This window comes from Streptomyces sp. NPDC048825 (assembly GCF_043198355.1).
GTDB classification, from domain to species: Bacteria; Actinomycetota; Actinomycetes; order Streptomycetales; family Streptomycetaceae; genus Streptomyces; species Streptomyces xiangluensis.
This window is the reverse complement of sequence record NZ_JBICUR010000004.1, coordinates 86767-98933: the sequence shown is the minus strand read 5'-3', so window position 1 is coordinate 98933 and position 12167 is coordinate 86767. Positions and strand designations below refer to the sequence as shown.

Genomic DNA, 12167 nt, shown 5'->3' with positions numbered 1-12167 from the left:
CATGGTGCGAACGGTCAATTCCGGTGAATTGCGGGGACCTTGATCACCGGGATTCACTCGAAGGTGGGTCGCCGACTGTTGGATTGACTCGGTTCCGGTTGGTTGCGGGCTACTCGTCGTCGAGGCCGCGCTCTATCGCGTAGCGGACGAGTTCCACACGGTTGTGGAGCTGGAGCTTGCCCAGGGTGTTCTGGACGTGGTTCTGGACGGTGCGGTGGGAGATGACGAGGCGTTCGGCGATCTGCTTGTAGCTCAGGCCCTTGGCCACCAGGCGCAGGACCTCGGTCTCGCGGTCGGTGAGCTGCGGGGCCTTGGGTCCGTCGGCGCCCGGGGCGGGGGCGGGCTCGGAGGCGAGTCTGCGGTACTCGCCGAGGACCAGGCCCGCGAGGCCGGGCGTGAAGACGGGGTCGCCCACGGCCGTGCGGCGCACCGCGTCGATCAGCTCCTCCGTGGAGGCCGACTTCAGGAGGTAGCCGGTGGCTCCGGACTTGACCGCCTCCAGGACGTCGGCGTGTTCGCCGCTTGCGGACAGGACCAGGACGCGCAGGGCCGGGTTGGCCCCGACCAGCTCCTTGCAGACCTGTACGCCCGGTTTGGCGGGGAGATTCAGGTCGAGTACGAGCACGTCGGGGGCTGTGGCGTGGGCACGGCGTACCGCCTGGTCGCCGTCGCCTGCCGTGGCGATCACGTCGAGGCCGGCCTCGGCCAGGTCGCGGGCGACGGCGTCCCGCCACATGGGGTGGTCGTCGACGACCATGACCTTGATCGGGTCCTGCTGCTCACTCATCGCCGCTCCAGCTTCGCCGTGGTTCTTGCTTTTCCCCCAGCCCCGCCCCTTCCCGAAACTGGAGGCGGTCGCCCCCAGGCCCCCATTGGGTCGCATCTCGGGTGCGGGTTCGTTGTGGCTGGTCGCGCCCGCGCGGCGGAGCCGCAAATTGATACAGCCCCGCGCCCCTAAAGGGGCGCCTCCTGCGGGACTCCGTCATCTCCGACCCGCCTTCGGCACCCTCAGCTCTACCTCCGTGCCCTGGCCCGCGATCGAGATCACCTCTGCCGTGCCGCCTATGTCGCGCAGGCGGCCTCGGATCGAGAGGGCCACGCCCATGCGGCCCTCGCCCTCGGCCTGGGCCAGGCGGCCCTCGGGGATGCCGGGGCCGTCGTCTCGGACGGTGACGATCACCGCGTCCGGTTCGTCCTCGACGAGGATCCAGGCTCGGGCGTTCTCGCCTGCGTGGCGGTGGACGTTGTCCAGGGCGGCGCCTACGGCGGCTGCCAGTTCCTTCGCCGCGGAGGGGGCCAGGAGGACGGGGGCGCCGGGCTCGGAGAAAGTGACCTTCGCGGTGGCGTACTGGGTGAGCAGCGCGCGGAGGTCGCGGGGGTCGTCCTCGCCGGAACCGTCGTTCTCGTCGGGTACTTCCACCGCGCGCACCAGGGCTCCCTGCCTCGCGTCCTCCGAGACTCGGGACGCCGGCAGGCCGCCCGAGACCAGCGTGCGCAGTGCGACCTCCTGCTCGCCCGCCATACGGCCCAGTTCCGCAGCCTCGCCGCCGAGCGTGGAGCCGCGGCGTTGCACCATCGCGAGGACCTGGAGGACGCTGTCGTGGATGTCGCGGGCCAGCCGCTCACGCTCCCGCGTCGTGGCCTCGATCTCCAGGGCCCGCGCGAGGGTGCGCTCGGAGGCGCGGGCGACCTCCACGACGTATCCGATGGCGATGGAGGCGACCCAGACGAGCAGTACGTTGTGGAGCGTGTCCTGGCTGAGCGTTCCGCGCTGGATGACGTTCGCGATGCCGACGAGCGTCGACGCGAAGGCCGCCCAGCGCCAGCCGCCCTTGACCGCGAACGCCAGGACGGCGCCCGCGGTCCATATCGACGGCAGTGTCGGCCCGCCGGCCACGATCCGGTCATGGGAGTCCGCGACCGGCGTGAGCAGGATGCCGGTGAGCGCGACGGTCAGGTCGGCGGCCAGGAACCGCTTGGTGCAGCTTGCCTCGCCGGCCACCTTGGGCAGCGTCACCAGCGTCCACACGAAGAGCACGGAGAGGAAGGCGATGGCCACCTCCGGCCGGGGGAACTCGTCGTACGCGGTGACGAAGAGCCCGATCGCGTAGCACATCGTCAGTACGCGGTAGGCCGAGAGCGCGCGCCACAGCGGCTGCTCGACCGACATCGTCATGACTCTCTCGCGCTTGGCCATGTCCCCCGCCCCCACGTTTGACGATCACCCCACCCCAGACGGACGCTCCTAGGGGCCGGATCGTTCCTTCCCGGCCGCCTTCTCCGCTTCCCGTTCGGCCGCTTCCCGTTCGGCCGCCTTCTCGGCTTCTCTGCGCGCCTGGTCGGCCTGCTTCTGCGCCTGTTTCTCCGCTTTCGCCGCCTCCGCGAGCTGCCGTTTGGCGGCGGTCGCGTAGATGTCGACGTACTCCTGGCCGGAGAGCTTCATGATTTCGTACATGACCTCGTCGGTCAGGGCACGCAGCACGAACCGGTCGTGTTCCATGCCCTGGTACCGGCTGAAGTCCAGCGGCTTCCCGATGCGGATCCCCGGGCGCATCAGCTTCGGGACGACCTTGCCGGGCGGCTGGATCTTCTCGGTGTCGATCATGGCGACCGGAATGACCGGTGCCCCGCTGGCGAGCGCCACGCGCGCGAGGCCGCCGGGCTTGCCCCGGTAGAGGCGGCCGTCGGGCGAGCGCGTGCCCTCGGGATAGATGCCGAACAGCTCGCCGCGCTCGAGCACGTCGAGGCCGCTCTTGATGGCCGCCTCGCCCGCGCCACGGGCTCCGGAACGGTCCACCGGGAGCTGGCCGACGCCCTTGAAGAAGGCGGCTGTCATACGGCCCTTGATGCCGGGCGTCGTGAAGTACTCGGCCTTCGCGATGAAGGTCACCTTGCGGTCGAGGACGGCGGGCAGGAAGAAGGAGTCGGAGAACGACAGGTGATTACTCGCCAGGATCGCGGGCCCTTCGGCCGGAACGTGCTCGAGGCCTTCCACCCAGGGCCTGAAAGCGAGCTTCAGGGGCCCTCCGATGGAAAACTTCATGGCGCCGTAAATCACCCGAGTGCCTCCTGTGTCCGTGGATCAGACCCTAACCCGGAGCACCGTCAAAGGACCCGACGGCCCTGGTCGGTGTCAGTGCCGTCGCGTACGGTGAAGTACACCTCGAAGTCCCAGGGTGATCGTCTTGTCGCCCTGTGGGATGAACACCCCTTTTAGACGCCTCTTTGTATGTCCCTTTGTACACCCCTTCAGACGAACAGGAGACCGAAGGTGCCGGTCCTTCCTGGAGCCGAGCCGTACCGCCACGAGGGCGGAGAGGTCGGTGTCCTCCTCTGCCATGGCTTCACGGGTTCCCCGCAGTCGCTGCGCCCCTGGGCGGAGTATCTCGCCGAGCGCGGTCTGACCGTCTCGCTGCCCCTGTTGCCCGGCCACGGCACACGCTGGGAGGACATGCAGCTCACCGGCTGGCAGGACTGGTACGCGGAGGTGGACCGTGAGCTGCGCGCCCTGCGTGTGCGCTGCTCCCGGGTCTTCGTCTGCGGCCTCTCCATGGGCGGCGCGCTGGCCCTGCGGCTGGCCGCGAAGCACGGGGACGCGGTGAGCGGCATCGTCGTCGTCAACCCGGCGAACAAGGTGCACGGGCTGTCCGCGTACGCCCTTCCACTGGCCCGCCACGTGGTCCGTACGACGAAGGGAATCGCCAGCGACATCGCCAAGGAGGGCAGCGTCGAGATCGGCTACGACAAGGTCCCGCTGCACGCGGCGCATTCGCTGCGGAACTTCTTCCGGCTGGTCGACGGCGAGCTTCCGCAGGTCACGCAGCCTCTGCTGCTCCTGCACAGCGTCCAGGACCATGTGGTCCCGCCGGCCGACTCGGCGCGTGTGCTGAGCCGGGTGTCGTCGACGGACGTACAGGAGATCGTGCTGGAACAGAGCTACCACGTCGCGACGTTGGACCACGACGCGGACCGTGTTTTCGAGGAGAGCTTCGCCTTCGTCGAGCGGCTGGCGCCCGAAGCCGGCAAGGAGACCGACGCGGTTCGGATGGACCAGACAGGTCAGGCAGGTCAGGTGGGTCAGCAGGAAGGGACGGCCACTGGTGGCTGAGCACGACGCGGACCGCGAGCCCGAGGAGAAGGACGCACCGCCCGGCGAGGAGCAGGGCCCGTCGTTCGACGAGGCCGCGGCCTGGGCTGCGATCGTCGCCGGATACGGCGAGGAACCGCCGGACCCGCCCGGCGCCAAGCCCTTCAAGTCGGTCGAGGACCTGGCACTCCTGGAGTCGGAGACGAACGGCGCGACCGAGGCGAACACAGCCGACTCCGAGCGGCCCGGGGACACCAAGGAGAAGCCGAGGGGCTCCGAAGGCGATACGGCGGCCGACAAGAAGGCCGACGACAAGGCCGACGAAAAGGGGGACGACAGGAAGGTGGGCGACAAGCCCGCCGCCGAGAAGCCGCTCGGCAGCTCCGTCGCCTTCCCGCCCGGCGTCGGCGGCCCGCGCGACTACAAGGCGCCGGAGCCCTCCGAGGAGGACTTCGACGCGGACGACGAGGGCCACTTCGTACCGCCCGAGCCGCCCCCGCTGCCCGCCGCGGACACCACGGCCAAGTTCGCCTGGCTCGCCGTGCTCGGCGGCCCGCTTCTGCTGCTGCTCGCCGTTCTGCTCGGCTGGCACATGACCTGGTGGCTGGCCACGCTCGGCATCGGCGGCTTCGTGGGCGGCTTCGGCACGCTGGTGCTGCGGATGCGTCCGGACGACGAGGACGACGAGGATCCGGGGCGCGGCGCGGTGGTGTGACCCGCAGCCCCGCACTCCTAGACGGCGGGAACTCTGAGGGCGGCCAGTACGGGCAGATGGTCCGTGGCCGCCCTCAAGTCTGCTTCCGTGATGCCCGGCAGCCCCAAGGGCACGCCGCAGCCCAGGACTTCGATGCCCTCGGTGGCGAAGAGGGCGTCGATCCGCTGATGCGGCTCGGCGGGCGTGGACGTGTACTCGCCGCCCCAGGGAGCGACCGCCCAGCAGTCCTGGAACTCGGTGGCGAGACGCTTGAACGTACGGCCGCCCGGGCGTTCGTTCAGGTCGCCGCCCGCGATCGCGTACGGCGTCCCCGGCGCGGCCAGGCGGTCGAGCAGCATGCCGCCCTGCTCGTACCGCTCGTCCTTCTGCAGCGAGAGGTGGCAGCTCAGCACGCCCAGCCGGGCGCGCCCGAACCGTACGACCGCGGTGGCGAAGCCCCGCCTGTGAAGGCCGGGTGTGAGCGGCAGGAGTACGTCCTCGGTGTGCTCCACCGTTGCTCGGAGCGAGGAGAGGAGGGCGGGGCCGGAAGCGGTGGCCCCGCCGGAGAGGATCACCTGTCCCGACGCGGCGGCAAGGCGGGCCAGCTTTTTGCGCCAGCGGAAGAAGCGGGGGGCTTCTTGTACCAGTACGAGGTCGGGGGCGCAGGCGCGGATGACTCGGGCCAACGCCTCGGTGTCGTCGCGCATGGAGCGGATGTTGTAGCTCAGCACCCGGATGACTGCCGAACCGTCCGGCTCGGTACGGGAGGTTGGGAGCGGCGTTGTCATGCGGTCAATTTAAGTAGGGACCGCGGGTCGGGGGCGCCTAATAGCTCGGGGCGCGAGGATTGTGGGCGACTAACGGTTGTTCGTGGCTGGTCGCGCAGTTCCCCGCGCCCCTTGCGGGGCTGGGCTCTAGGTTTGCGTGCAAGCTGTGCGTGGCTTGTCGCGCCCACGCGGCGGCGCCGCATATCGACACAGCCCCACGCCCCTTTCGGAGCGGGCACGCGGGTGCTACATGATCGGGTCCGGCTCCCTCGCCAGGTCCGCCGCGCCCACCAAACCCGCCTTGTTGCCGAGCTCTGCGGCGATTACGTCGGCCACGGGGCGCCAGTTTCCGCCTACCAGCCAGCGCTTGTACGACTTGCGGATGGGGTCGAGGACCAGCTCACCCTCGTCCGAGAGGCCGCCGCCCACGATGAAGGCCGAGGGGTCGAAGAGTGAGGCGAGGTCCGCCAGGCCTGCGCCTGCCCAGCGGGCCAGTTCGCGGTAGGAGTCCACGGCTACCAGGTCGCCTTGCCTTGCCGCCATCGAGATGTGCTTGCCCTCGATTCCCTCGGGGGTTCCGTCGCCCAGCGAGAGGAGGATCTCCGCGTTCTCGGGGGTGGCGTTGGCCCGCTGCTTCGCGTACCGGACGAGGGCGCGGCCGGAGGCGTACTGCTCCCAGCAGCCCTGGCTGCCGCAGCCGCAGAGGATGCCGTCGGGGACCATCCGGATGTGGCCGAACTCGGCGGCGACGCCGAAGTGGCCGCGGCGGAGCTTGTTGCCGATGATGATGCCGCCACCCAGGCCGGTGCCGAGTGTGATGCAGATGACGTTGCGATGGCCCTTGCCCGCGCCGAACTTGTACTCGCCCCAGGCCGCCGCGTTGGCGTCGTTCTCCACGACGACCGGCAGCTTGACGCGTGCCTCGACCTTCTCCTTCAGCGGCTCCTGGCGCCAGTCGATGTTCGGCGCGAAATAGACCGTGGAACGCTGCCGGTTGACGTACCCTGCGGCGCCGATGCCCACGCCGACGATCTCGTGTCCGGCACGGGCGCCCTCGACGGCGGAGGCGATGGCGTCCACGATGGCCTCGGGCGTGCCCGGAGTCGGCACCTTGTGGGTCGAGAGGATGTTGCCTTCCTCGTCGACCACGCCGGCCGCGATCTTCGTGCCGCCGATGTCGACGCCGATGGTGAGTCCCATGAATCCCTCAGTTTCGGTCGAGCCCCGCTACGGCCAACCGTACCCGAGGGCCTTCAGTCCAGGTCGATGTGTTCCCCGGGACCGGAGTCCTCGTCGGGCCGGTTCGGGGGCCGGTCCTGGGTCCAGCGGCGCTCCTGCGACTCGACGGCGGAGCGGTACGCGGCGAGCAGCTCGTTGCCGGCCGCTGCCAGGTGGTCGAAGAGGTCGGGGTTGCGCTCGATCACCGGCTCGACGGCGGCCTTGGCCTGCTGCACGACCTGGTTCACCATCTGCTGGGCGGCACCGCCGGCCACGGCACCGAGCAGCGGCGACTGCAGTCCGGACAGCCGGTCGGTGACGGTGTCGAAGAACTTGCGCAGCTCCTCGCCGGCCGAGCCCGGAGGCGAACCGTACTGGGCGCGACGGCGGGCCTTCTCCGCGGCCAGGTCCTCCGCGCACGCCGTCGCCCAGGCGTCGGCGTCGGTCGCTCGCACCTCGTTGCCGTGCGGCTTTTCGAGCGCGTCCTCCGCGGACTCGGACGTGGGGCGCTCATCGCTCATGGCGGACTCCAAGCATTGGCTCTGTGTCTCTCGACGTTACCCGAACGGGGATGTGCCGTTCACCGTGTCCGGCGCCACAGAATCCCGGACGGGCAAGTACTCGGCCAACTCAGCAACGTGCCGGGGTCACGGTCACGTTCCCCGCGGCCACAGCTCCGGGTCCGGTGCGAAACGGATGCGCAGCTCGCCGGCGCGCAGGGCCGCACCGTGCACGGTGCAACGGCGCAGGACCGACGGGAGCGGGACGATGCGGTGGAACGGGCCGACGGTGACGACGAGTTCGTCGCCGCGCCGGATGAGCTCGAGGTCGTCCCGTACCGCACCGGGCAGCGGGATGTGCCAGACGATCACGCCGTCGGCGGCGATGCTGTCGGTCATCGTCCACTCGACCGGGCGCGGGGCCTGGCCCGCGGCGGGCACGGTCAGCGCCGTGAGGTCGTCGGTGCCGCGCGGATCACGGCCGAGGTGCGGCACCTCACACACCTCGTACGTGCCCCGCCACTCGTCCAGCGCCTTGCGCTGCTGGGCTCCGAGGGCCGCCAGCCAGGTATCGGGGGACGCGTCGGGCAGGACGCGGTTCGCGATCAGGGCGTCGGGGCGCAGTCCGCGCAGGGCGAGGCCGGTGGTGGCGGTGCGTACGGCGTCGGTGCCGGCCGGGCCGGGCTCGGCGACCAGGCGTACGGTCGTCGCCCGGTCCGCCAACACCGCCTCCACGGCCGCGAGTTCGATGTCCCAGCGGGCGGCCGTGTCGTACAGCCGGTCCGTGGGCATCGGGACGCCGGCGAGACGGCCGAGTACGGGGCGCAGGGCGCGCGCCGCCTGACGCTCCGCGGGGAGCAGGCGGCTGAGGTAGCGGCGCAGTTGCTCCGGGAGCGCGAGGAGGGCGAGTGCGTTCGGGGTGGGCGGCATGTCGACGATCAGCAGGTCGTACGTGTCTGCCGTCGCCGCGTCGCGCAGGGCGCGCAGGAGGGCGAGTTCCTCGGCGCCGGGGAGCGGGGTGAGTTCCTCCGCTTCCAGGCGGGTGGCGCCCAGCAGGTCCAGGGCGGAGGCGGCCCGTTCCTGGAAGGCGAGGAGGTCGTCGCGGAAGTCCTCGCCGGCGTCGGGGCGCCAGGTAGTCAGGGACGGTTCCGCGTCCGCGGGGGTTGGGCCGGTGGGTTTGCCCAGGGCGGCGCCGGGGGTGTCTGTGCGGTCTGCGCTCAGGAGAACGGTTCTTGTGCCCTGGCGGGCGGCTTGCAGTGCCGTGGCTGCGGCGACCGTTGTGCGGCCGGAGCCGCCGGGGCCGGTGATCAGGACTGTGCGCATGCGCTCCGCTCGGGGGTGCTTGGTGTACGGCCTTGCTTATGGCCGCACCCGGTACTTGTGGGCTGTGCCCACCCGTTCCGCCCTGCGGAACGATTGCCCACAGTCGGCCTACTTACCCGTTTCCACCCTCTTCTTCAGGCCCGCCAGTGCCCTGTCGATGATGACCTTTTCTGCCTTGCGCTTGATCATGCCGAGCATGGGGATCTTGACGTCCACCGTCAGTTTGTACGTGACCTCGGTGGCGCCCGAGCCGGCCGGCTTCAGGATGTACGAGCCGTCGAGGGACCTCAGCATCTGGGACTTGACGAGGGTCCAGGAGACCTCGTGGGGACCGGCCCAGGTGTAGGCCAGGACCTGGTCGTCCTTGATGGCGCCGGCGTCCATGACGAGGCGTACCTGCTCGGCACGGCCCTGCTCGTCGCTGGCGAGCACCTCCGCCTCCTTCACCTCACCGGTCCAGTCCGGATAGCGTGCGAAGTCGGCGATCACCCCCATGACGTCGGCCGGTGCCGCCTCGATCGTGATACTCGAGCTGGTGTGTTCCGCCATCGCTGTGGCTCCTCCAGTTGCGGTCCGGACAAGAGGGGTGCTTCTTGGTGCTTTTTAGGTGCTTACCTGCGTATGCAGCGTGAAGGCTACCGCGTGACAGCAGGCCACCCGTCGCCGGGAGCCCTCACCACTCCAGAACCCACGGCTTCCCCGATCCCGCGAAGTGCCCGACGTTGACGCACTCGGTCGCCCCGAGCCGCATCCGCCGCACCAGCGGCTGGTGAACGTGCCCGAAGAGGGAGTACCGCGGCCGGGTCCGCCGGATCGCGTCCAGCAGCGCCCGGCTGCCCCGTTCGAAGCGCCGCGCCACCGTGTCGTAGACGAGCTCGGGGACCTCCGGCGGGATGTGCGTGCAGAGGACGTCGACCTCGCCGAGGGCCTCGATCTTGGCCGCGTACTCCTCGTCGCTGATCTCGTACGGCGTCCGCATCGGCGAGCGAAGGCCGCCGCCGACGAAGCCGAAGGTCCAGCCGCCGATCTCGATGCGCTGGCCGTCGAGCACGGTCGTGCCGGGTCCGGCGTACTCGGGCCACAGGGCCGGCATGTCGACATTGCCGTACGTGGCGTACGTCGGCGTGGGGAACGCGGCGAACAACTCGGCGTACTGCTTGCGTACGGCCTTCTCGATGGCCGAGCCGCGGTCGACGCCGGCCCAGAGCCGGTTTCCGAACTCCCGCGCCTCCTCGTAGCGGCGGGCGGTGCGCAACTCGACGATGCGGTCCGCGTTCTCGGCGCCGAACAGGTCGGGGAAGATGCCGCGCGAGTGGTCGGCGTAGTCGAGGAACAGCACGAGGTCCCCGAGACAGATCAGGGCGTCCGCGCCCGTGCCGGCTCTTGCCAGGTCACGGGCGTTTCCATGGACGTCGCTGACGACGTGGATCCGCGTCCTGGGGGTGCCGCCCTGTGTGCCTGCCATGGCGATCAAGCGTAAGCGTGTGGAGCAAACGTGTGTAGACGTGGTCGGACCTGCGGTGACTTCGTGGATCGGCCGCAGACTGGACTACGCTCGTCGAAGAACGTCCGAACGCGTGACGCCGTTGTGATGCAGGGAACATCTCCCCGGACCCCCCTGTCGTAGAAGTGGTACTGGCGGGTAACGTCCGGGCAGTCCAGTGTGCTCAGGGTTTCAACAACTGATTCCCCGAGTACCCGCCCGAGCCTTGGACCGCTCCGTCGCAACACACGAGGTCGTGGCGTCGGCGCCCTATGAGGAGCAGCAGTCTTGCGCGAGTTCAGCCTTCCGGCTTTGTACGAGGTCCCTGCGGACGGCAATCTGACCGACATCGTCCGCAGAAACGCCGCGCAGCATCCGGATGTCGCGGTCATCGCCCGCAAGGTGGGCGGCAGTTGGACGGATGTCACCGCGACCGTGTTCCTCGCCGAGGTGCAGGCCGCCGCCAAGGGCCTGATCGCGTCGGGGGTGCAGCCCGGCGACCGGGTCGGCCTGATGTCCCGTACGCGCTACGAGTGGACGCTGCTGGACTTCGCGATCTGGAGCGCGGGCGCGGTCACCGTGCCGGTGTACGAGACGAGTTCGCCGGAGCAGGTGCAGTGGATCCTCGGTGACTCGGGCGCGACCGCCTGCATCGTGGAGCTGGACACCCACGCCGCGTCCGTCGAGTCGGTGCGCGACCGGCTGCCCGAACTGAAGCACGTCTGGCAGATCGAGGCGGGCGGCATCGAGGAGTTGGGCCGCGCGGGCAAGGCCGTCGCCGACGAGACGGTCGAGGAGCGCAGTTCGCGCGCCAAGGCGGACGACCCTGCGACGATTGTCTACACCTCCGGAACCACCGGCCGCCCCAAGGGCTGTGTGCTCACCCACCGCAGTTTCTTCGCGGAGTGCGGCAACATCGTGGAGCGGCTGCGGCCCCTGTTCCGTACGGGCGAGTGCTCGGTCCTCCTCTTCCTGCCGCTCGCCCATGTCTTCGGGCGGCTCGTGCAGGTCGCGCCGATGATGGCGCCGATCAAGCTGGGCACCGTCCCGGACATCAAGAACCTCACGGACGAACTGGCCTCGTTCCGGCCGACGCTGATCCTCGGTGTGCCGCGGGTCTTCGAGAAGGTCTACAACTCGGCGCGGGCCAAGGCGCAGGCGGACGGCAAGGGCAAGATCTTCGACAAGGCGGCTGACACCGCGATCGCGTACAGCAAAGCCCTGGACACCCCGTCGGGCCCGTCGCTCGGTCTGAAGATCAAGCACAGGACGTTCGACAAGCTCGTCTACAGCAAGCTGCGCGCGGTGCTCGGCGGCAAGGGCGAGTACGCGATCTCCGGCGGCGCCCCGCTGGGCGAACGGCTAGGACACTTCTTCCGCGGCATCGGCTTCACGGTCCTGGAGGGGTACGGACTGACCGAGTCCTGCGCGGCCACGGCCTTCAACCCCTGGGACCGGCAGAAGATCGGTACGGTCGGTCAGCCGCTGCCCGGCTCCGTGATCCGCATCGCGGACGACGGTGAGGTGCTGCTGCACGGCGAGCACCTGTTCAAGGAGTACTGGAACAACCCGGGCGCGAGTGAAGAGGCGCTGACCGACGGCTGGTTCCACACCGGTGACATAGGCACGCTCGACGAGGACGGGTACCTGAGGATCACCGGCCGCAAGAAGGAGATCATCGTCACCGCGGGCGGCAAGAACGTCGCTCCGGCCGTGATCGAGGACCGTATCCGTGCGCATGCGCTGGTCGCGGAGTGCATGGTGGTGGGCGACGGGCGGCCGTTCGTGGGCGCGCTGATCACCCTGGACGAGGAGTTCCTGGGCCGCTGGGCCGACGAGCACGGCAAGCCGGCGGGTTCCACCGCGGCGTCACTGCACGAGGACGCGGACCTGCTGGCCACCATCCAGTCGGCGGTCGACGACGGCAACGCCGCGGTGTCGAAGGCGGAATCGGTGCGGAAGTTCCGCATTCTGTCCTCCCAGTTCACGGAGGATTCGGGCCACCTGACGCCGTCCCTGAAGCTCAAGCGGAACGTGGTGGCGAAGGACTACGCGGACGAGATCGAGGCGATCTACCAGAAGTAGCACCCGGTGT

General features: G+C 69.7%; 12 protein-coding genes. 3 read left to right on the top strand and 9 right to left on the bottom strand.

The window, feature by feature from the left end; all coding sequences use genetic code 11:
* Positions 1 to 109: 109 nt before the first annotated feature.
* The 3 genes from ACGFNK_RS11835 to ACGFNK_RS11825 all read right to left on the bottom strand — a co-directional run bounded on the left by ACGFNK_RS11835 (position 110) and on the right by ACGFNK_RS11825 (position 3043).
* The gene (locus ACGFNK_RS11835) at positions 110 to 787 is read right to left on the bottom strand and encodes a response regulator (protein WP_386345973.1); all 678 of its coding nucleotides are present in this window, start codon (positions 785 to 787) and stop codon (positions 110 to 112) included.
* Between the two features lie 195 nt (positions 788 to 982).
* On the bottom strand, positions 983 to 2197 hold the full coding sequence (macS, locus tag ACGFNK_RS11830; protein WP_393414628.1) for a MacS family sensor histidine kinase: 1215 nt from the start codon (positions 2195 to 2197) through the stop codon (positions 983 to 985).
* Between the two features lie 48 nt (positions 2198 to 2245).
* Positions 2246 to 3043 carry a lysophospholipid acyltransferase family protein gene (locus ACGFNK_RS11825; protein ID WP_393414625.1) on the bottom strand — a complete coding sequence of 266 codons (798 nt, stop codon included), beginning with the start codon at positions 3041 to 3043 and terminating at the stop codon, positions 2246 to 2248.
* A gap of 228 nt (positions 3044 to 3271) precedes the next feature.
* On the opposite strand from ACGFNK_RS11825, the gene ACGFNK_RS11820 reads away from it, so the two are divergent.
* Together ACGFNK_RS11820 and ACGFNK_RS11815 are read left to right on the top strand one after the other, a co-directional pair.
* A complete protein-coding gene (locus ACGFNK_RS11820) occupies positions 3272 to 4108 on the top strand; it encodes an alpha/beta hydrolase (RefSeq protein WP_393414622.1) in 837 nt (278 codons plus the stop codon).
* The gene (locus ACGFNK_RS11815; RefSeq protein WP_393414619.1) at positions 4101 to 4802 is read left to right on the top strand and encodes a hypothetical protein; all 702 of its coding nucleotides are present in this window, start codon (positions 4101 to 4103) and stop codon (positions 4800 to 4802) included. Before ACGFNK_RS11820 ends, ACGFNK_RS11815 begins: the two co-directional genes overlap by 8 nt.
* A 17-nt stretch (positions 4803 to 4819) precedes the next feature.
* Here the strand turns inward: ACGFNK_RS11815 and ACGFNK_RS11810 are convergent, their stop codons facing one another.
* The 6 genes from ACGFNK_RS11810 to ACGFNK_RS11785 all read right to left on the bottom strand — a co-directional run bounded on the left by ACGFNK_RS11810 (position 4820) and on the right by ACGFNK_RS11785 (position 10054).
* Positions 4820 to 5569, bottom strand: a complete 750-nt coding sequence (locus ACGFNK_RS11810; RefSeq protein ID WP_393414616.1) for an endonuclease/exonuclease/phosphatase family protein — start codon at positions 5567 to 5569, stop codon at positions 4820 to 4822.
* A gap of 225 nt (positions 5570 to 5794) precedes the next feature.
* Complete coding sequence (locus tag ACGFNK_RS11805) at positions 5795 to 6748, bottom strand: ROK family glucokinase (protein ID WP_393414614.1); 954 nt, start codon at positions 6746 to 6748, stop codon at positions 5795 to 5797.
* Positions 6749 to 6801: 53 nt separating this feature from the next.
* Positions 6802 to 7287 (bottom strand): DUF5304 domain-containing protein, encoded by a 486-nt coding sequence (locus tag ACGFNK_RS11800; protein ID WP_386345983.1) that lies wholly within the window; start codon positions 7285 to 7287, stop codon positions 6802 to 6804.
* A gap of 132 nt (positions 7288 to 7419) precedes the next feature.
* Entirely contained in the window at positions 7420 to 8589 is a 1170-nt protein-coding gene (locus ACGFNK_RS11795) for an ArsA family ATPase (protein ID WP_393414610.1), read from the bottom strand.
* Positions 8590 to 8697: 108 nt separating this feature from the next.
* Complete coding sequence (locus ACGFNK_RS11790) at positions 8698 to 9138, bottom strand: SRPBCC family protein (protein ID WP_393414607.1); 441 nt, start codon at positions 9136 to 9138, stop codon at positions 8698 to 8700.
* A 124-nt stretch (positions 9139 to 9262) separates the two neighbouring features.
* Complete coding sequence (locus ACGFNK_RS11785) at positions 9263 to 10054, bottom strand: metallophosphoesterase (RefSeq protein WP_393414604.1); 792 nt, start codon at positions 10052 to 10054, stop codon at positions 9263 to 9265.
* Positions 10055 to 10360: 306 nt separating this feature from the next.
* Between ACGFNK_RS11785 and ACGFNK_RS11780 the strand changes: the two genes are divergently transcribed.
* Positions 10361 to 12157, top strand: a complete 1797-nt coding sequence (locus ACGFNK_RS11780) for an AMP-dependent synthetase/ligase (protein ID WP_393414601.1) — start codon at positions 10361 to 10363, stop codon at positions 12155 to 12157.
* Positions 12158 to 12167 lie beyond the last annotated feature (10 nt).